Annotated in this window: 22 protein-coding genes; 16 read left to right on the forward strand and 6 right to left on the reverse strand. The window is 45.3% G+C overall.

Annotation, left to right across the window (positions count from 1 at the left end):
- Positions 1-2: 2 nt before the first annotated feature.
- The 5 genes from P0M28_RS03790 (at position 3) to P0M28_RS03810 (ending at position 5,090) form a co-directional block, all read left to right on the forward strand.
- A complete protein-coding gene (locus P0M28_RS03790) occupies positions 3-851 on the forward strand; it encodes a DUF4249 domain-containing protein (RefSeq protein WP_302208169.1) in 849 nt (282 codons plus the stop codon).
- Positions 852-1,050: 199 nt separating this feature from the next.
- On the forward strand, positions 1,051-1,611 hold the full coding sequence (locus P0M28_RS03795) for a hypothetical protein (protein WP_302208170.1): 561 nt from the start codon (positions 1,051-1,053) through the stop codon (positions 1,609-1,611).
- Positions 1,612-1,723: 112 nt separating this feature from the next.
- A complete protein-coding gene (locus tag P0M28_RS03800) occupies positions 1,724-3,001 on the forward strand; it encodes a hypothetical protein (protein WP_302208171.1) in 1,278 nt (425 codons plus the stop codon).
- Between the two features lie 110 nt (positions 3,002-3,111).
- On the forward strand, positions 3,112-4,149 hold the full coding sequence (locus P0M28_RS03805) for a Gfo/Idh/MocA family oxidoreductase (protein ID WP_302208173.1): 1,038 nt from the start codon (positions 3,112-3,114) through the stop codon (positions 4,147-4,149).
- Between the two features lie 269 nt (positions 4,150-4,418).
- Complete coding sequence (locus tag P0M28_RS03810; protein ID WP_302208174.1) at positions 4,419-5,090, forward strand: TetR/AcrR family transcriptional regulator; 672 nt, start codon at positions 4,419-4,421, stop codon at positions 5,088-5,090.
- A 26-nt stretch (positions 5,091-5,116) separates the two neighbouring features.
- On the opposite strand, the gene P0M28_RS03815 is transcribed toward P0M28_RS03810, so the two are convergent.
- Positions 5,117-5,437 (reverse strand): heavy metal-binding domain-containing protein, encoded by a 321-nt coding sequence (locus tag P0M28_RS03815; RefSeq protein ID WP_302208175.1) that lies wholly within the window; start codon positions 5,435-5,437, stop codon positions 5,117-5,119.
- A gap of 52 nt (positions 5,438-5,489) precedes the next feature.
- Entirely contained in the window at positions 5,490-5,954 is a 465-nt protein-coding gene (locus P0M28_RS03820) for a hypothetical protein (RefSeq protein ID WP_302208176.1), read from the reverse strand.
- A gap of 4 nt (positions 5,955-5,958) precedes the next feature.
- Between P0M28_RS03820 and P0M28_RS03825 the strand changes: the two genes are divergently transcribed.
- Positions 5,959-6,297: an MOSC domain-containing protein gene (locus P0M28_RS03825; protein ID WP_302210968.1), complete on the forward strand. Its 339-nt coding sequence runs from the start codon at positions 5,959-5,961 to the stop codon at positions 6,295-6,297.
- Positions 6,298-6,318: 21 nt separating this feature from the next.
- On the opposite strand, the gene P0M28_RS03830 is transcribed toward P0M28_RS03825, so the two are convergent.
- The 3 genes from P0M28_RS03830 to rbsK all read right to left on the reverse strand — a co-directional run bounded on the left by P0M28_RS03830 (position 6,319) and on the right by rbsK (position 9,588).
- Entirely contained in the window at positions 6,319-7,416 is a 1,098-nt protein-coding gene (locus P0M28_RS03830) for a Gfo/Idh/MocA family protein (RefSeq protein ID WP_302208178.1), read from the reverse strand.
- 151 nt (positions 7,417-7,567) lie between these two features.
- Positions 7,568-8,449, reverse strand: a complete 882-nt coding sequence (locus P0M28_RS03835; RefSeq protein ID WP_302208179.1) for a Cbp1 family collagen-binding glycoprotein adhesin — start codon at positions 8,447-8,449, stop codon at positions 7,568-7,570.
- A gap of 194 nt (positions 8,450-8,643) precedes the next feature.
- Positions 8,644-9,588 (reverse strand): ribokinase, encoded by a 945-nt coding sequence (gene rbsK, locus P0M28_RS03840; protein WP_302208180.1) that lies wholly within the window; start codon positions 9,586-9,588, stop codon positions 8,644-8,646.
- Between the two features lie 210 nt (positions 9,589-9,798).
- On the opposite strand from rbsK, the gene ribA reads away from it, so the two are divergent.
- From ribA to P0M28_RS03875, 7 genes are all read left to right on the forward strand, one after another.
- Entirely contained in the window at positions 9,799-10,437 is a 639-nt protein-coding gene (gene ribA / locus P0M28_RS03845) for a GTP cyclohydrolase II (protein ID WP_302208181.1), read from the forward strand.
- Between the two features lie 9 nt (positions 10,438-10,446).
- Complete coding sequence (locus tag P0M28_RS03850; protein WP_302208182.1) at positions 10,447-11,403, forward strand: RibD family protein; 957 nt, start codon at positions 10,447-10,449, stop codon at positions 11,401-11,403.
- Complete coding sequence (locus P0M28_RS03855; protein ID WP_302208183.1) at positions 11,396-12,358, forward strand: zinc-dependent alcohol dehydrogenase; 963 nt, start codon at positions 11,396-11,398, stop codon at positions 12,356-12,358. The genes P0M28_RS03850 and P0M28_RS03855 overlap by 8 nt, the downstream gene beginning before the upstream one ends.
- Before the next feature lie 46 nt (positions 12,359-12,404).
- Positions 12,405-12,923: a GNAT family N-acetyltransferase gene (locus P0M28_RS03860; protein WP_302208184.1), complete on the forward strand. Its 519-nt coding sequence runs from the start codon at positions 12,405-12,407 to the stop codon at positions 12,921-12,923.
- Positions 12,924-13,055: 132 nt separating this feature from the next.
- The gene (locus P0M28_RS03865; RefSeq protein ID WP_302208185.1) at positions 13,056-14,438 is read left to right on the forward strand and encodes a M24 family metallopeptidase; all 1,383 of its coding nucleotides are present in this window, start codon (positions 13,056-13,058) and stop codon (positions 14,436-14,438) included.
- A gap of 110 nt (positions 14,439-14,548) precedes the next feature.
- A complete protein-coding gene (locus P0M28_RS03870; protein ID WP_302208186.1) occupies positions 14,549-15,250 on the forward strand; it encodes an outer membrane beta-barrel protein in 702 nt (233 codons plus the stop codon).
- 69 nt (positions 15,251-15,319) lie between these two features.
- Positions 15,320-16,075 carry a shikimate dehydrogenase family protein gene (locus P0M28_RS03875; RefSeq protein WP_302208187.1) on the forward strand — a complete coding sequence of 252 codons (756 nt, stop codon included), beginning with the start codon at positions 15,320-15,322 and terminating at the stop codon, positions 16,073-16,075.
- A 50-nt stretch (positions 16,076-16,125) separates the two neighbouring features.
- Here P0M28_RS03875 and P0M28_RS03880 read toward each other — a convergent pair whose 3' ends face one another.
- The gene (locus tag P0M28_RS03880; protein WP_302208188.1) at positions 16,126-16,965 is read right to left on the reverse strand and encodes an Rpn family recombination-promoting nuclease/putative transposase; all 840 of its coding nucleotides are present in this window, start codon (positions 16,963-16,965) and stop codon (positions 16,126-16,128) included.
- Between the two features lie 47 nt (positions 16,966-17,012).
- Between P0M28_RS03880 and P0M28_RS03885 the strand changes: the two genes are divergently transcribed.
- The 3 genes from P0M28_RS03885 to P0M28_RS03895 all read left to right on the forward strand — a co-directional run bounded on the left by P0M28_RS03885 (position 17,013) and on the right by P0M28_RS03895 (position 20,027).
- Positions 17,013-17,396 carry a hypothetical protein gene (locus P0M28_RS03885; RefSeq protein ID WP_302208189.1) on the forward strand — a complete coding sequence of 128 codons (384 nt, stop codon included), beginning with the start codon at positions 17,013-17,015 and terminating at the stop codon, positions 17,394-17,396.
- 133 nt (positions 17,397-17,529) lie between these two features.
- Positions 17,530-19,554, forward strand: coding sequence for an excinuclease ABC subunit UvrB (uvrB, locus tag P0M28_RS03890; RefSeq protein WP_302208190.1), 2,025 nt, complete (start codon positions 17,530-17,532; stop codon positions 19,552-19,554).
- Between the two features lie 44 nt (positions 19,555-19,598).
- Positions 19,599-20,027 (forward strand): hypothetical protein, encoded by a 429-nt coding sequence (locus P0M28_RS03895; protein ID WP_302208192.1) that lies wholly within the window; start codon positions 19,599-19,601, stop codon positions 20,025-20,027.
- The last annotated feature ends 29 nt before the right edge of the window (positions 20,028-20,056 follow it).

Genomic DNA, 20,056 nt, shown 5'->3' on the forward strand with positions numbered 1-20,056 from the left:
TTATGCTCAAGCTTCGTTTACTTATATTTTTTTGGTTGACTGTGTTAGGAGGGTTCAATGCTTGTACTGATACCGTAGAGATAGAATTTCCTGAACATCAGCCCCATCCGGTGATTAATGCTTTTTTCACCCCAGATAGTGTTTGGAAGGTAGATATTACCACTAGCAAAAGTTTACGGTGGGAAGAAAGTTACGACACTATTCGCAATGCTACTATTGAAATTTTTGAAGGGGAACAGCGGGTAGACAGCTTACTCTATCAAGGGGGAAGCACGTATCGGTCCGGTAGGGGTCATCGCCCAGAAGAAGGCAAAGAATACACGCTGCGGTTTTCAGCACCTGGCTACGCCAACTGTACTGCTACTGACCGGGTACCCACGCTGCCAAAAATGGATTTGCTTCGTATAGACACTGTCGCTGCTAACTCTTTGTTCTATATTAGTGGTGAAAAGATTGTGGTAACCATTCGTATCGATGACCGACTGGAACCCAATTATTACTACACATATATTTTTGATAAAGATGACGGTGATCTAAGTTTTCAGAACTCATACCATAGCCCCCCAATTAATTACATTGAGTTTGGTTCTCGTTCAGTATTCTCCGACCAAGCCTTCAACGGTATTGAGTATAGCCTATCTTTCGACTATGAAAACTTTAGGGATGAGACAACCTTTATTAATATCGGTATTGTAAGTGAGGACTATTTCCGCTTTGCCCAGGACTATGAAAAGCATCTATACGATCAGCTAGAGTTTCTGGCAACTCCTGAAGATGTGTACAGTAACATCGAAGGAGGGTTTGGTATCTTCGCTGGATATTATAGTTTAACTTTCGTAGTAAGTCAGTAGTAAACTGGGTTTGCAATAAAAAAGTAGACAAACGTTTAGCCCTATTACGGAAGATATCCGAAACGGTGGATTCACCAATACATTAGCTAATAGCATACCAATTGATTGCGGTGAAATCCCTGATTGTCCTACTGACGACCCTAACCCGCGCCCGCCTGCCCCCAAACCCAAACCCGATGGCACCAATAAGTACAACAAGTTGTACGTTTATCACGCCAAGTTGGACGGAAACTTTCGAGGCCTTTTTGGTGGTGACAACGACGTAACCGTTTACTTTGCTGGCGATGGTGCCTTGAATTTATCGGCTAGTTCGCCCGGGCGGCTTTCATCTACTAATAGCGCAAATACAGCCCCTTTCTCGATTAGCCGATGGGCAGGTAGAAACAAAGTGTGGCGAAAACCTAATGTAAAATTAGATAATAGTTGGGATGGACATGAAAGTGAACCGACAATGGCAGTAGTGGGTCATCAAGTGAAAGACGGTGGCTTAAAGCTAAAAGGTAAAATTGGCTTGGGAGTAGACTGGGATAAGAAAAAATGGTTCGCCAAAATTAAACCAAATGTGGAAGTACAGTGGGAATTTCCTACCACTGATCGAGCACTATCGGTGTTGGGCTATCGTCGCGATCAGTTCTTCTTGGAAAACTGGCGAAATGCTGATGGCTACGGTACTTACGATGGGCGAGCTGTTAGAAAAGCGGGAAGTGGTAAAAGAAAAACCGTTTACCATACCTTTCGGATACACGCTTATGGTCATTGATATGGTAACTTTAGAAAAAAATAAATTGCCGTACAAACTGGCGTAATTTTAGATAACGTAACAAACTGAGTGGGATACCTACCCGCTCAGTTTATTTCTTATAACAATGAACATGATGCGTCCCTACCTATACTGCCTGGCGATTGTTCTGATGCTCGCTCGCACCTCACTCGCCCAAAATGCTCCCGAGCTTACCTTCGGCTTAGCCAACAAGCATACCTACGCGAGCTTTGAAGAAAATGAGACGAACCTGGTCAACTATTTTCAATTGGGCTACAGCCATCCCCTTACTAAAAGCTTAAGCCTCAGTAGCCACTTGGCATTTTTTCAGCGCCATAGTGAGGAAGAGTACCTAGGTGATTTTGCAACTAATCTTTTTGACGAAAGCGGTCAATTGATCCGGCAGGCCATGACTCCCCTCTACTCCGGCAACGACATTGGTCAGTACCTGGCCCTAGATTTGGCCTTGCGTTGGCACCTAGTTAATTTACCCCGCCATCAGCTAAGCCTCTACGCAGGCCCGAGTTTGAAGAGAATGGCTATTATGGACTCCTTTTTGAAGAGGGTGTTTACTACAACGCAAGATTTTGAACCCCTCACATTGCACCAACTGGGCAGAGAGGACCAATCACCAACATTAAATATCGGCACTAGTAGTCAGTGGGCCATTCAATTTTATACAGCTCTGGAGTACGTTTTCTATCCCGTTCCGCAACTGGGGATAGGCTACACCCTGCGCATCCGTAGTCCGTTTTGGTTTCTAGATGAAGACTTATCTATTGGCCCAGTACTGCGCTATCGGCTGGCTCCTAACCAACACGAGGGTACTAATTACCATCAGTTCTTGAGTTTGGCAGTGCTACCTACGTATATCTACCAAGTTGATGGCTACGGAAGCCAGTTCCGGATGCAGTACGGCAATAATATAACCGAGCGTTGGGGTGCCCGTGCCAGCCTCACCTATTTGCAAGGCAGCCAATTTCCCGAGCAGTACGCTGCCTACGATAACCAGTACTACCAGTATCATAGTACCATTGTAGCAATGCAGGCTAGCCTAAAACTGCTTCGGCAGAACCGCTCCCAATTGGGGGTGCAGTTTGGTCCTGCCTTCCGCTGGGGGGCCTCGGCTAAACCTGAAGGGTTTTACAATGCTAAGATAGGTAATGTGTTTCAGTATCTTCCCAATATTTCAGAACAGTCTCCTGAGTACATCGGAGACTACGTGCAGGTAGAAGTAGAAAAACATCAGTCGTGGGGGATAAGTGGCAGCCTCACATATGATTACCAAGTCGCCGAGTATTTCACTGTGGGTGCAGAGCTAATGGGGCAGCAATACTTAGATCAGGAGCGACTAGTAGGGGGAGGATTGCAGGCCGCCATTTGGTTTTAAACATCAAGGGGGCTTTTAACAAAAACCTTGGCAGGTAATGACAAACAGTATCAGTCACCTTTGACTCATTCCTGAATTTGCGTAGTTTAACTTCATAAACACTACGCACTATGATTCAAGTTGCCTTAGCCTCCTACGGTATGTCAGGGAAAGTTTTTCACGCTCCGCTTATCGCTGCTCATCCAGATTTTCATTTATACAAAGTGCTGGAACGCCACCGCAACGATGCAGTAGCCGACCACCCTAATGTTACTACCGTTCGGCAGTTTGATGATCTGCTCACTGACGAAAATATAGACCTGATCGTTGTGAACACCCCTAATACTCACCACTTTAGTATGACGAAGGCTGCGCTGGAAGCCGGAAAACACGTGGTAGTGGAAAAACCATTTACCAACACCGCCGCCGAAGCAAAGGAGCTAATTGCCTTAGCTAAACAGAGAAACCAAGTTCTTACTGTATTTCAAAACCGACGGCTAGATAGCGATTTTCTGACTGTACAGAAAGTGTTACAGCAGCAACTATGCGGACGAGTAGTGGAGTACGAAGCCCACTACGATCGCTACCGTAATTACATTCAGCCCGATACCTGGAAAGAAGAAAGTGGCCCTGGTTCTGGCATTCTGTACAACCTAGGTTCGCACATGATTGATCAGGCACTGGTGCTGTTCGGAATGCCCGAAACGCTGTTTGCCAAACTAAGTATTCAACGGACTGGGGGAAAAGCCCCCGATGCTTATCATCTTATTTTAGGCTACCCTGATAAACAAGTTACACTAAAATCAAGCTACCTGGTGCGCGATGAAGGGCCCCGCTACAAAATTTTAGGTGATTTGGGCACCTTTACCAAATACGGTCTGGATTCTCAAGAAGATGATTTAAAAGCTGGAAAAATGCCTAATGAGGCTGACTGGGGCACTGAGCCGGAAGCAATTTGGGGAACCTTAGATACCGAGCTGAATGGTCTTCCTTTCCGGGGAAAAGTAACTTCCGAAGCAGGAAGTTATCTAGCATTTTATGAAAATCTTGCTCAAGTAGTTTCAGGTAAAGCATCGCTATTGATTCCAGCAGAAGAAGCTGAACAAGTAATTCACTTGATTGAATTAGCCTACCAGAGTGACGAAAGTGGTCGGGAATTGAATGTTTAAACGGAAAATAGAATTTAGCAACATATATGCATGTCCCTGAATAGTGTTGGTCGTTTTAGCCACTATTTTCATAGTTAAATCACGGTTATTAGTTTTCTTCTGTAGGTAGCGAAACCCATAGCACTGTGCGTTTTATACGCATATTCTAGTTCCAGACTCCAGTTTCCGGTCTCCCAATTCCATATTTTGTTCTCCGTTTTCCGTTTTACTACTACTTTTAATTTTGGAAGTATTGCTTATTTACTACCTTAGCGCATCATTTCTAAACTATGGTTACACTACGGCTCAGCGAGCGCTACTTCACTCGTGATCCTCAGCACACAGAATTAGGTTCAAAAATTATCAGTCACAGTATCAAAATGATTGATGAGTTAGGGTTTGAACAATTTACATTTAAAAAACTTGCCACCCAGATTCAGTCAACGGAAGCGTCGGTTTATCGTTATTTCGAGAATAAACATAAGCTTCTTATCTACTTAATTGCTTGGTATTGGAAGTGGATGGAGTACTTGATTGATTATCGAACCAATCACCTAGCCGACCCTGAAGAAAAGCTCAAAATAGCCTTAAGAGCAATATGCGATGAAGCCGAATTTGATCCGGCCTTTGCTGAAATTGACGAAACGGCCCTGTACCGTATTGTGGTTTCTGAGTCAAACAAAACCTACCTGACTAAGCAGGTAGATGAAGACAACAAAGAAGGACTGTTTCGGGGCTATAAAGATTTGTGCAAGCAAATTGCTACTATTGCTAAAGAGGTAAATCCTGAATATGCCTACCCACACGCCCTGATTAGCACGGTGTTGGAGGCTTCGCATCAGCAAGCTTTTTTTGCACTGCACTTACCTTCCCTTACCGAAGTTAAGAAAGGTCAGGATGATCTACACAATCAGGTGTATAAGTACATAGAAAATTTGGTATTTGCCGCGCTTCGTCGCTAACTACTATACTCCCCTGACGAAGTATTTTACTGATAGGTGATAGCTGTACCACTGGCGGTTACCATCAGCATACTAGATTCTTTTCCTACAGTTTCGTAGTCTAAATCTACGCCAATAACGGCGTTAGCCCCTAGTTTTTGGGCTTCCTCCTGCATTTCTCGTAAGGCAATTTCTTTAGCGTTTCGTAATGCCCGTTCGTAAGAACCCGAACGACCGCCGACAATATCGCGGATGCCAGCAAAGAAATCGCGAAATACATTTGCTCCAATGATGGCTTCGCCGGATACTAACCCGAGATGCTCAGTAACTGTTTTATCTTGTAAGGTGGAAGTGGTAGTGACTAGCATTTTCTTTTTATTAAATCAACGTAATCAACCCAGCACGGTTATGACTAGCGGTCTAAAAATTAATAATACCACCGATAACGGCGTAGTGTAGCAGCGTGAAATTATATACCTCATCGTTATCAGCGCCGCCTTCTAGCAGTCGATAACCAGCTTTTAAAGTAACCCTACGGTTAGGATAGAAGTAAGCAGCCAGTAGCACATCTTCCGCCCTACCCTGCGGTGAGGCCAGCGCATCTCCTACCAGCACAATTGATAACTGCTCTTTGGCAAACCATTCAGCTCTGAAGTTTATCAGAGGTACAAACCCTACGTTGGTTTTCTCTTCGGTACGACTTGCACTACTTAGCCGAATGAGCGCATCCCGAATCTTAGCTGTTGCCCCAATTCCCCACTGAAAGCGCCCCTTCCGCGGAAATTCGTAGCGATATGTTAGCCGGTAAGAGTTAAATTGATAGGCAGCCTCAACTGGAGTATTTGGCGAAAATCTGACAGTAGACGGTCTGGATGAAACTACCATTAATATTGGCGACCGCTTTCAAGCGGGAGAATGTGAACTGCAAGTAACCCAACCTCGTTTTCCCTGCTTCAAACTCGGCATCCGATTCGGTGACCCTACCATGATCCGGCACTTTTTGCAGCGCAATCAGCCGGGAGTATACTTCTCAGTAATCAAAGAAGGCTCAGTACAAGCTGGCGATTCGCTAACGCTACTCAAAAAATCCGATTCTCAGTTAACAATCACCGACATTGTTCGCCTATATGCAATCGATAAAGATGACCGAGCGGGAATAGAGTTAGCCGCTAACGATCTGCACCTTCCTGAAGATTGGCGGGAGTATTTTGCGAAAAAACTTGAGTAACTAAAATCTATTTCGTTATGATCAGAACGCCAAATCATCCAGCTTTACCTTATCACCACCCGACTCAATAGAAGCTAGAATACCATCAATAATTTGCACATCGCGTAATCCCATTTCGCCGGGTACGGGGGTTTGAGTGTTATTTAAAATACAAGCCGCAAAGTCATCCATCTGCCGGGCCTGCTGGTTCACCTGCGGAAAGTTAAGGGGGCCTTTGCTAGTTTTCCCCTTCAGACCACCGTACTGCGAATACGGATCAAGCTCTATCCATCCATCTTCGGCCGAGACGTAGAGATAATTCATTTTGGCATTATGGCTGGTTTCGCAGTTCGCTACTACCCCACTCGGAAATTCAAATTGGAAAGTGACCGTCTCATCGGTTTCGTCAAACTTCTTGGGTATGGTTTTAAACTCCTGCGCTCGCACGTACAGCGGATTTTCACCTACGGCGTAAATTGCTCCCTGAATAGCGTAAACGCCCATATTGCCCAGTGCCCCGGTTCCAGCTAAATCTTTTTGTAGCCGCCATTGATCCCAGTTATCACCCATGCGGTAACCGGCTCCGCAGCGCACAAAATTGATCTTACCCATCGTATTCTCCTTCGCCACTTCCATCACTTTTTGGTTGTAAGGCTCAAAGTGCAAACGATAGCCAATAGATAATTTCACTCCGGCTTTCTCGCAAGCATCCATCATCTGACGACATTCCGCTACATTCATCGCCATCGGCTTTTCGCAGATTACGTGTTTGCCCGCTTCGGCGGCTCGGATGGTATACTCGGCGTGCATAGAATTGGGCAACACTACGTAGATAATGTCAATATCATCATTATCGGCAATCTGATCGTAGGTTTCGTAATTGTAGATATTTTTCTCCGGGATACCGTATTTATCCGCCCAGACTTTCTCCTTTTCCGGAGTGCCTGTTACCACTCCCGCCAGATAACAATTTTCGGTTTCCTGCAAGGCTGGCCCAAGTTGGCCTTGACTATAACCACCTAAACCCACCAGGGCTACTCCTAGCTTTTTATCTTGAGAAAAGGAAGAAGCAAATGAGTGCGTGAAGGGAAGTGCTGAAGCCCCAGCAGCTAAAGTACGGGTAAAATCGCGTCGGTTCATGGTTAGTTAGATTGATAATCAAAAATCTAGTTTCTTCATTTCTAACCTGCACTTTGAGCGATTGTTTTTTCGTTGACCTCAGACAAAAAAAACTACGGAAACCAATTGGCTCCCGTAGTTCGGAGGTTATGAAGAGAAGGGGGGGGACTATTTATTTCACAACCATCACTAGGTATTTAGATGATTCCCAAAACTTTTCCGGGTCGGCAATAACCAGTTGGCTGGTATTGGCCTCTTCGTTCGCTTTAATTTGGTAAGAACCTACCGGATGTGTAGTGGCCAGCTTTACATCTTCGCTGGGCAACGGAAAGCTCATCTGCTGACGGATGTCAATTCTAGTGAATTGCTGAGTGTCGTACTTATCAGCCAACGTAGTTGTTCGTCCTAAGCCAAGCACTCCACCTTTGCGGTCAATTACTGATTTTTCCTGAAGTTCTTTAGAAGTTCCGGCTACGTAGAAGGCTTCGTGTAGTTCGGTTACTCGTTCTTCAATCACTGAGTCTTTTACCAAATTGGTTTTTTCCAGATCAGCCACATTCATGTTCAGATCTTCTACCTTCATTTCCATCGCTACTAAATTATCCTTCAGCGTACCGATTTCTGTTTCTCGCAGCTTAATCTGTTCAGTAAGCTCATCTTTCAATTTAGTCAGCGATTTTCTGAGCTTATTATTTTTGCCATAAGCTCCGGCTAGCTTCTGGTTCAAATCCTGAATTTTCGCCCGATTTTCTACCAGCAACGCATCAATGGTCTGAATATCGCTAACAATTTGCTGTTGGGTTTCCTGCGGATTTGTTCCTTTCTCTTTTTTAGTGATTTCAATATTGAGTTCTCGCTCCCTTATCTTATGAAGATTATCTTCTACGGTAGCTAGCGATTCCATAAACTCCGTGAGTGTAGCATCTTTTTGCTCAGTGGCTGCCATAATTTGCTGTCGTTCGGCCTGTAGTGCAGCAATTTTACTTTCCAATTCTTTGTTGTGGCAACCAAATAGTAGAGCCAGGGCGGGGATGAGGATTGCGTATCTTTTCATAAGTCTCAAAAATTTAATTGTGTTAATCTGTGATTACTTATGAAAATTGCGTGCCATAGCCCTAGATCGGCTATTTCCGAGGAATGTAGCCTTTATTCTACGCTATCAGGGTGATTTCTCTGAGGAACAATACCCCAATCAAGGGAAATATTACTCAGAAAAGTAATATTTAGTCAAAAATAAAGAATATTATTTTAGAAGTCTTCATCCGATGAGAACGACTGCTCTTTCATTAGGGCAGCAATGGCAGCAGCAGTAGGGGCAGAAGGTTGGGCACCCAATTTAGTAGTAGCTAAGGCTGCCGCCGCATTGGCAAAAGCGATAGCATCGTTAAGTTTCTTTTGCTGCGATAAAGCCGTGGCCAGTGCTCCGCAAAAAGTGTCGCCCGCGCCAGTGGTATCTACGGGCTGAATCCCATAGGCCGAAACCATTTGCTGTTCTCGGCGCGTAGCCACGTAGGCTCCTCGCGCGCCTAGTGTAATAATCACGGTTTGCACTCGCTTCTGCAAGAGTTTATTGGCTGCCTCTTCTATTTGATGGGTGGTCTCTACCGGATGATCTACCAGCAACGCAGCTTCAGTCTCGTTGAGAACTAAGTAGTGAAGATGTTTAAGTAGATCGTCGCTCAGAGGTTGAGCCGGTGCCGGATTAAGCATCACTTTTTTACCTAACCTATTCGCCAACCCCACCACGTAAGCTACCGTTTCTACCGGAATTTCTAACTGAAGCAGAATAATCTCGGCTCCGGAAATCGCAATTCGCGCCTCATCAATCAGTTCCGAAGAAAGCAAGGCGTTAGCTCCCGGAGCTACGGCTATGCAGTTTTCGCCCGCTTCGTTTACCAGAATAATCGCCGTACCGCTAGGTTCTTCGCCCGACTGGGTGATATAATCCGTATTGATACCTTCTTTAGAAAAGTTCGTAAGCATAGTCTGACCAAACGTATCCTTACCCACGCTGGCAATGAACGTAACGTTACCTCCAGCTCGGGCCGCAGCTACGGCTTGATTAGCTCCTTTGCCACCGTACGCCTGACTGTAGCGGGCATTGCCTATGGTTTCGCCGGGTTGAGGAAAGTGAGCTACCTGAGCAATCAGGTCAATATTAGAGCTGCCAATCACCGCAATAGACTGGTTCATATTCTTTCAGTTAGGTGTATTTTTAGTTGGGAGAAAGTTACGGATTTTTACTCAATCACGTGGTTAAGCAGTCACTTTTCTCAACCGTTGAGCTTCTTCTCGAGGAACATTTCCTGGCTAAATCTGGTTGGGAAATCATTCGGATACTCCGTATGTTTACATATTAGCTTGTATTGAGCGACTGATAAAACTTGCCTTTCAATCTGATGAATGGCTGTTGGAAAGATGATTATGGTGCCCTTAGAACGACAGGCCGAAACGCCCTTACCTACTCCTTACGGGACGTTTCGTATTATTGCGTACGCTGACCAAGAAAATAATCCTATGCCCCACATTGCGATGGTTAGCGAAAAAACAGACTTTTCCCAACCGATACTGGTGCGAATTCATTCGGAATGTATGACGGGCGATGTATTCGGTTCTTTGCGCTGCGACTGCGGTGAACAGCTCCAAGAAGCAATGCGGAAAACCGGAGCGGAAGGTGGAGTGATTATTTATCTTCGGCAAGAAGGGCGAGGCATTGGCCTGATTAACAAAATGAAAGCCTACAATCTTCAGGATAAGGGGTTGAACACCGCCGAAGCAAATTTGCATCTGGGATTTGAAATTGATGCCCGCGATTACGACATTGCTGTCCGAATGCTGAAAGACTTGGAAGTAAAATCCATTAAGCTAATGACGAACAATCCCGAAAAAGTAGATAGCTTCATTAGTTCCGGGATTGAGCTAGTAGACCGGGTTCCGCTAGAGATTGCCCCGCGTGAAGAGAACTACGGGTACCTTCAAACGAAGCAGAAACTGATGGGTCATATGATTGACCTTCCCGCTAATAATAACAATCATCACTAAAATAGAACCATGACGCTGGAGAATTATTGGCAGGGACTACTTCTACTGAAAAAAACCATTGCTGATACTTCGGATGAAGTGCGCTTTTGCTTTATCAATTTCGGAGAGAAGTGCGAAGTATACGTTAATCGTCTTCCGGTACCCAATCCTAAAAACTCGTTGGTGCTGGTAATCGTTGACTCTGAAGCTAATATCCAGCATCATAAAGCCACCTCATTTTACCTAGACAACACAATTCTGGTGCTGGACTACGTGTACGAGTTAGATGAAGAGATCATCGATTTTCTGGCGACGTATATGCCTTACTGCTTTCTACCGATTCAGGCTAAAAAGCAGCAACGTGCCATCGCAATTACTCATTTTGCTCAGTCGCTGGATGGGAAAATTGCCACCCATCAAGGCGATTCCAAGTGGATTGGCAACGACGATAATCTTATTCACGCCCACCGCATGCGCGCCTTGTGCTCCAGTATTTTGATTGGATCGCATACGCTTAATTACGATCACCCTTCGCTTACCGTTCGCTTGGTAGAAGGCAGCAACCCGCGCCGGGTAGTTATCTGTTCTACCGAGAGCGATTTTAGCAGTTTACAGAGCGATACCAAAAATCCGGTGCTGGTGATCGGTAGCGGCGACGATCCTTGCTTAGAGAATACCGAATACGTACAGTTACCTTCTAATGATGTCGGAAAAATCGCCTGCCCCGATATACTGAAACTTCTTTTTGAAAAAGGATTATCTACCGTATACGTGGAAGGTGGCTCCGCCACCACTTCCAGCTTTTTAGCGCAAAAATCCATTGATGTGTTGCAACTACATATCGCGCCCCTAATTTTTGGATCGGGGCTGGATAGCTTTACGCTGCCCGAAATTGCTTCGGTAAGCGAAGCGGTACAGTTTGATCGATTTTACTATAAGCCCATCGGCGATACGTTTATGTTTGTGGGCGAAATGCACTATGACTAAAACCTCCGCCCTTTGGCATCTTTCTCCGCAAGAGAGTACTATTCGCACTCATTCCGATCAGCCAGTTAGCAGTGGAAAGTGTCGAGTGGAAGCGGCTTATTCTCTCATCAGCAGTGGTACTGAGACCTTAGTGGCTTCCGGGCAGGTGCCGGCCGAACTGTACCAGTCTATGCAAGTGCCGTACATGGAGGGCAATTTTTCGTTCCCAATTAAGTACGGCTATTCGCTGGTAGGGAAAGTAGTGGAGGGCGATGCTTCTCTGCTGAACAAATACGTTCATTTGCTTCATCCCCACCAATCTAACTGCGTAGTAAACGAGACTGATGTAAGCGTTATTCCCGACGATGTTCCGCCCCAACGTGCGGTGTTAGCCAGTAACCTAGAAACTGCGCTTAATGCCACTTGGGATGCTGGCGTTTCTGCCGGAGATCGAGTTTTGGTAATAGGAATGGGGCTGATTGGTTCGTTAGTAGCGCATCTCTCCCGCCAGTTTCCTGCTACCACGGTGCAAGTAGCCGAAGCCGACCCGGCTCGCCAGGATTTGGCTAAAGAGCAAGGCTTTTTTTTGTATGATCCGCCGAGCAAGCCATTTGATGTAGCGTTTCACACCAGCGGTAGCAGTGCCGGACTACAAACCGGCATTGATGCGGTGGGCAACGCGGGAAAAGTAATTGAGCTAAGTTGGTACGGTACCCGCTCAACCAAAGTTAATCTGGGCGGAAGTTTTCACCAGCAGCGCAAGCGGATCATTAGCTCGCAAGTTTCTCAAATCCCGTCGCATCAGCAAACCCGCTGGGACTATCGGCGGCGGAAGCAAACGGTACTAGAGTTGCTAAAAGACGATAGCTGGGATCAATTTCTAACCGCCACAGTAGATTTCCCCGATACCCCGAAGCTGTTTGATAAACTCCGGCAAGGCGACCGTTCGCAGTTGAGTTGGACTATTCGTTATTGATACGAAGAAGAACAGATACCTAAGTTTTACTATCTTCACCCCTGATATGGGTACTTTTCATTCTACCGAAACAGCGCGAACCACCATTCGCCGACTAACTACTGCCGATGAAGCTGATTTCGTGGCCTTGCTGAGCGATCGTCGGGTAACCGCTACACTAGCCTTCGATGAGGAGACGATGACTGAGCGAGGCACCAAACATCTGCTGGGACTTATCACTTCGCTTTACGATTCAGATAATCCGATTCTAATATTCGGGGTAGAAGGAAAGCAGTCGGGCGCACTGGTAGGGGCGACAGGTTACAACTCACTAGATGAAGAAGAGGCAGAATTGTTTTACGCCATCTCCCCCGCATTCTGGGGGCAAGGTTTCGCCAGCGAGGTTGTCGCCGAGATGGTCCGCTACGCCTTTGAGAATCTTCCTTTTACTACGCTAAAAGCCTTTGTTACCCCTGACAACGAAGGAGCCAAACGAGTAGCCGAGAAGAACGGGTTTGAGAATGCTGGACAATTCAAAAACCCTAACTTCTTTGAGCCGGTGTACTTGTACCAGCGAGAGAAATAGCTCTATATTTTGATTTTGTGAGTGGAGCAATGCACCGTACTGTAGTTGTTCATTACGCATCCACCATAATCCCGCTAGGAAGCCTACCATTCGTTTTGTAGTTTTGAGGTTGACCGAAACGTATCCTAACCTATGCGATTGAAAAATCTGATTGCTACTATTTGTTGCTTGTATATTAGCTTCTCCGCCACTGCCCAATCGGCTTTACCCAAAATTCTGGATTTGGAAGAACGAGCTCAGGTAGAAGAAGAAATCTTGGAAGAACGTATCCAAACGCTTTTACCAAGTTTAATGGAGCGCAGTGGTATTGATCTATGGCTGCTTATTTCTCGGGAGTACAACGAAGATCCGGTACTGAAAACGTTACTACCTCCCACTTGGCTTTCGGCTCGGCGCACTACTATGCTCGTCATGTATTATCCCGAAGGGGCTGATTCGGTCAATCCAGACCGGGTAGAATGCTTGGCAGTAGCCCGCTACGACGTAGGCAGCCTATTTAAAAAAGCCTGGAACCCAGAAGAGGAACCCGACCAGTGGGAGCGACTGGCCGAAATTATTGCCGAACGTGACCCCAAGCAAATTGGGGTGAATACCTCCGAACACTTTGCCCAAGCCGATGGCTTAGCCCATACTGACTATTTACACTTGATAGCTGCGCTTTCCACCGCTCAGGCTAAGAAGGTTGTCTCGGCCGAGAAACTCGCTATTGGCTGGCTGGAGACTCGTACCGAACGAGAAGAGATGCTGTACGAGCATATCGCCCGAATTGCTCACCATATTATCGCCGAAGGCTTCTCGGAAAAAGTAGTGCACCCCGGAGTTACCACTACCGAAGAAGTAGTATGGTGGTACCGCAACCGGATAAATGAACTCGGTTTGGATGCGTGGTTTCACCCAACAGTTGATGTACAACGAGCTGACCCGAGCAACACGGAGCAAAAGCGTAATTTCTCTAAACGACCGGACAAACAAGTAATTATGCCCGGCGATCTGTTGCACGTAGATTTTGGCATTACGTATTTGGATATGAATACAGATACCCAGGAAAATGCCTACGTGCTTAAACCCGGGGAAACTGAAGCACCACCCTACCTACGCGAAGCTCACCAGACGGCCCTGCGACTGATGGATATCCTTACCGATAACTTTCGGGTCGGTCGTACAGGCAATGAAATTTTACTAGCCTCCATTGAGGAGGCCAAAGCTGAGGGCATTAAACCAACTATTTACACCCACCCCATCGGCTACTACGGTCATGGTTCAGGGCCTACTATCGGACTATGGGATCAGCAGGGTGGAGTACCAGTAAAGGGCGATTACCCGATGTACGCCAATACGGCCTATTCTATTGAATTGAATGCAGCGGTGTTTATTTCGGAGTGGGATAAAGAAGTGCGGATGATGGTGGAAGAAGATGCGTTCTTTGATGGTGAAAACGTGCGTTACCTGGATGGTCGTCAGAAAGAGTTATTTCTTATTCCTCGCCAGCGGGTGAACGAGGTGGTAGAATACTAGGCACAATGGTAACTTAGCAATCGTTATTTTCGGTAGAATACAACGTTATCTGGTTGATAGGTGTCATGCTAATAGTCAACTATTAATTTCACGTAACTGAAAGATACACTATGAAAAAAGTACTACTGGCAGTTTACTTACTTTTTCACTTTACCAACACCTATTGTCAATCTACCGATATTAATGTAAACCTAAACTCAGGGCTTTTTTCTTTTGCAGGAGAATCAGCCGTAAGTTCGTCTTGGATAAATTTGAATGCTCAGGGAGATGGTTACACAAATACTCCTTATGGCTCGCAAGGTGGCCTAAGCTACGGTATCTCAACGAGTATAACTCAATTCTTCAACAGCAATTTTCTTATTGGAGCCGAACTAGGGTATGAACTACTCAGAAGTAAAGTGGAAATTACCCGAGTTTCTGGCAATGGTGGAGGAGGTATGCCAATAGCGGCTGATGGACAAACCTATTTGCGTAACAGATTTATCAATCTATTTCCTAAAATTGGCTACCGATGGGCCGTTGCACAAACGTCAATTGACCTTTCGGTAGGAATGGATATTGGTTACTGCCTTAGTGCTCAAGAAAAAGGAAACGCTGAAGCAGGCACTCAAGATTACACCACTGAAAGAGACCGAAAGACGATTGATACTGATATCAGACCAAGAATTCAGGCAAATGTAAGTAAAGGTAAATACGGTGGATACGTTGGTTATTCCCGAGGAATTAAAAACTATAAATCAGGCTTCATTGGGGGAACGAATGAAGCTTACAGCAGACTAATACGGTTCGGACTAACCTATCGGGTGAACTAACTATAGCATTCTGAATCAAGGTAAAACAGGTGAAGAGTAGAAAAACTTCTTCCAAAACTTACTATTACTGTGGGTGATATTGAACATCTTTACGGACTAATTGGCTACCCGCTAAGTCACTCCTTCTCAAAGCAGTATTTTACTGAAAAGTTTCAGCAAGAAGGTATTACCGACTCAGCCTACGAGCTGTTTGAGATAAAAACGATTGATGAGCTGCCCAACAAGGTATTAGAACAGCCCAATTTACGGGGTTTGAATGTTACTATTCCCTACAAGCAGCAGGTGATGAAGTACGTAGACGAACTTGATCCGGTAGCCGAACGCATCGGAGCGGTGAATACAGTCCGGGTTAAAAAAACCAGAAAAGTAGGCTTTAATTCAGATTATTACGGCTTCCGAGATTCGTTGCTGCCGTGGCTGGGTGAAACTGCGGTAGATCAGGCATTGGTACTAGGTACGGGAGGGGCTTCTAAAGCAGTTGTCTGTGTACTACAAGATTTGGGTGTTGGCTATACCTATGTCTCTCGTCAGACCAGCGAAACAGCTATTTCTTACGCTGACCTCAAACAAAAAAATTTAGGCGGTTACCCTCTCATTATCAATACTACTCCGCTCGGTATGAGTCCGCAAACCGAGACTCATCCTGATCTCAACTACCAGCAAATAACCTCAAAACATTTTTGCTACGATTTGGTGTACAATCCCGCAGAAACTGCCTTCATGAAATTAGCCCAAGCACGAGGCGCAAAAACGAAGAATGGCCTAGAAATGCTTCATCTACAAGCCGAAAAAAGCTGGAAGTTCTGGAACAATATTGATGATTAATGATAAATAAAGTGCTCCTTCATTGCTCATCACTCATTGTTCATTAATCATTATTTTAGTTTCTCAATTTCCTCAGTGGAAAGCCCGGTCATATCCGAGATCACTTCTGTAGAATAACCTTTTGCTAAACCTCGCTTAGCCACTTCTATTCTTTCTTCTTCTTTTCCTTCTTCTTTCCCCTCCTGGTGTGAGGTATCTACTACGTTTTTGATGTCGCGGTAGTACTTTACACTTTCTTCGTAAGAAGCACGTTCCTGTTTATTAAATTTCGCTATCTCGGCTGCCTTGAAAAGTTTCTGAAACACTCGCTCCTGTAACGCTTTGGGCCGATCTTGCAACTGCGAAAGATAGCGTAGCACATAGAGCCATTTTTCAAACTGAGATTCTAACTGCTCTTCCGTTTTCTTAAACTTGGGAAGCTCAATGTAAATGTAAGTCAACTTTTCGTAGAAGGTACGGCAGTCCTGGTCTTTCAGTTTGATGGTGTGCAATATTGTTTCTTCATTTTGATGATCGTCAAACACGAAATCAAGAATGCCTACCGTATAAACTGCTGTCAACCGAAAACTCCAATCGCCTTGTTTGGCTTGTTCCTGAATAGGAAATGTAGAGTAATAGACCGTTCTATCCTTGAAGTAATTCTGTTTTGCTTTTTGTACTTCCACTATAAATTTATCTCCATTTTCCCCCTCGCAGTATATATCAAAGATTGCTTTCCGGTCTATCAGACCAACACCTAAATGTTCGTTCTTAGCGTAATTTAGCTTTTGAATGCGATGGTGAGGCGGTAGTAGCTGATTCAAAAAATCAGTCAGTAAATCCTTATTAGGTTCTGTTCCAAACAGCTTTTTAAAACCATAGTCGGTTAGCGGATTGATGTAGCGTTCCATACCGTAAATTTAGCTATTTTAGAGTAATGATTAATGAATAATGAGTGATGAATAATGACCAATTGGGATGGACTGTAAAAGTTGAGCAGCTGAATGCTATGATTATTGCTGGCGATACACTCCGAGCAATACAGCAGTTTTATGGAAACGATGTAATTGTCCAGGAAAATGAAGAATCACCGCGAGTAGGTAAAAAAATCTGTCTGGAAAACGAGAAGCTAAACCTGTCTAGAGTTGCTCATGTACAAAGCAAGCTGATCAATCAGGCAATTGATACTCGGAAAAACGTAGTGTTTAGCGAGTGGAAAATCCTTTTTACGAACCTTCAAGGCATAACATCGCAACTCACCGAAGTTTCGGTACAGCAGTGGCGCGACGGATTGATTATCCACGAAAAATTCTACTATCAAAAGTCTCAACCTATTGACTAACCTTCACCACCATTCATTAATCATTATTCATTCAACATCAGCCAAACTAACCCTTCCTGATTGTTGTTCTTTGTACACTGCTAATTGTACATTGCACACTGCACACTGCACACTGCACATTGTTAATTGAAATATGGATTTCATCCTCACTTCTGACTATCAACCTACTGGCGACCAGCCCGAAGCTATTAACCAACTGGTACGAGGCACAGAAACCGGAGAACGAGCGCAAACCCTACTGGGAGTAACCGGGTCGGGCAAAACGTTTACGGTTGCTAACGTAGTAGCCGAACTGAATCGGCCTACCCTCGTTATTAGCCACAACAAAACCTTGGCAGCTCAGCTCTACGGGGAGTTCAAGCAGTTTTTTCCGCAGAATGCCGTAGAGTACTTTATCTCTTACTACGATTACTACCAACCCGAGGCGTACATTCCTACCAACAATACCTACATTGAAAAGGACTTACAAATTAATGATGAGATTGAAAAGCTTCGGCTAAGTGCTACTTCGGCTTTGCTCTCTGGTCGGCGCGATGTACTGATTGTGGCTTCGGTTTCCTGCATCTACGGGTTAGGGAACCCTGATGAGTTTGGCAAAAACGTAGTTAAGCTTCAGGAGGGAGATGTGCTTTCCCGCCAAAAGTTGCTCTATTCGCTGGTCGATATTTTGTACAGCCGCACCGAAGGGGAATTCCGACGGGGCAACTTCCGGGTGAAGGGCGATACGGTAGATATTTTTATTGCCTACGCCGACTTTGCCTATCGTATCTACTTCTGGGGCGATGAAATTGAAGCCATCCACCGGATTGATCCGCACACGGGTAAGAAGCAAGCCGAAGAGCGACTAGTCACTATTTATCCGGCCAACTTATTTGTTACGGGTAAAGATACCCAGCAGGTAGCCATTCACGAAATACAAGACGATCTGGTAGCTCAAATTGGTAGCTTTGAAAAAGAACAGCGATACCTGGAAGCCAAGCGCATTCAAGAACGTACCGAATTCGATCTGGAAATGATTCGGGAGCTGGGCTACTGCTCCGGTATTGAGAACTACTCCCGCTACTTTGATCGTCGCGAACCTGGGCAACGTCCGTTCTGCTTGCTCGATTATTTTCCGGAAGATTACTTAATGGTTATTGACGAGAGCCACGTAACCGTACCTCAAGTGCGAGCCATGTGGGGGGGCGACCGTTCCCGTAAAGTGAACTTAGTGGATTATGGCTTCCGCCTACCATCGGCCCTGGATAATCGCCCACTTACGTTCAATGAATTTGAGATGATGATTAACCAAATTGTTTACGTGAGTGCTACCCCCGGCGACTACGAATTGCGCGAATCCGACGGAGTGGTGGTAGAACAGGTGATTCGCCCGACGGGCTTGCTTGACCCGGTGATTGAAGTTCGCCCGAGTGTCAATCAGATTGACGATTTGCTGGGTGAAATTGATGATCGGGTGAAGAAAAGCGAGCGGGTGCTAATCACTACGCTTACAAAGCGAATGGCAGAAGAAATGCAGAAGTTCTTGGAGCGAGCCGGCGTACAAAGTCAATACATTCACTCAGATATAAAACCGCTGGATCGGGTAGAAATTCTACGAGGCTTACGGTTGGGCGAATTCGATGTGCTAGTGGGAGTCAATCTGCTACGGGAAGGGCTGGATTTACCGGAAGTATCGCTGGTGGCTATTCTGGATGCTGATAAAGAAGGGTTTCTACGGAACGAACGTTCGCTGGTACAGACTATTGGACGAGCGGCTCGGAATGAGAATGGCATGTGCATTATGTACGCCGATAAAATCACTAGCTCGATGCAGGTAGCGATTGACGAAACCAACCGTCGCCGTAATAAGCAGATGGAGTATAACAAAAAGCACGGTATCACCCCGAAAACCGTACTCAAATCGAAGGAAGCCATTATGGGTCAGACCAAGGTAGCCGACTCCCGAAAAGCCCCCGCCAAGGCTTACGCGGGTCCCGACCAAACGAGTATTGCCGCTGATCCGGTAGTTGCCTACATGAGTAAACCTGACTTAGAGAAGCTAATGAATCAAACCAAGAAAAGTATGGAAAAGGCGGCTAAAGAACTCAATTTTATGGAGGCCGCCCGCCTACGCGACGAGTTGAATGACCTGAAGAAATTATACGAAAATCAGGAATAATGCCTAATTTTAGCTTTTGCTAAATCTATCATCCTGACTATCGTATGAAGCACCTTTTTTACCTAACCTTTTTCCTATTTCTTTTTTATAGCTCAACGTCTCAAGCTCAGTTTCTATTCAATTTTGGCATTGATGCCTACAAAACGGATAATCGTGACCCGTTTGAATTTGTTGACAAGGCTCAGTTTAGTGTAGAAGCCAATTATTTCTTGATTCGGCAGTTGGCGCTCACGGCAGGAGTAGAATATTGGACAGCCCCGAACAGACTAAGCTTTATTCCCGGCATGCGACTATACCCGATTGATCCGATATTTCTGCGCTTGCGTCCGCTAATTAGTGATGAAGTAGATTACGCGGCTGGATTGGGCTACGGACGAGCCATCAATAATAACTGGCGCATTGAAGTAATTGGCGACTATTATTTTGAACGAGGCAACGCTGCTCTGCGGGTCGGAGTAGGCTATCGGCTATAAAAAAAACCGCACCTTCAGAAGAAGGTGCG

Origin of the sequence: Tunicatimonas pelagia, from assembly GCF_030506325.1 — a bacterium.
Taxonomy (GTDB): Bacteria; Bacteroidota; Bacteroidia; order Cytophagales; family Cyclobacteriaceae; genus Tunicatimonas; species Tunicatimonas pelagia.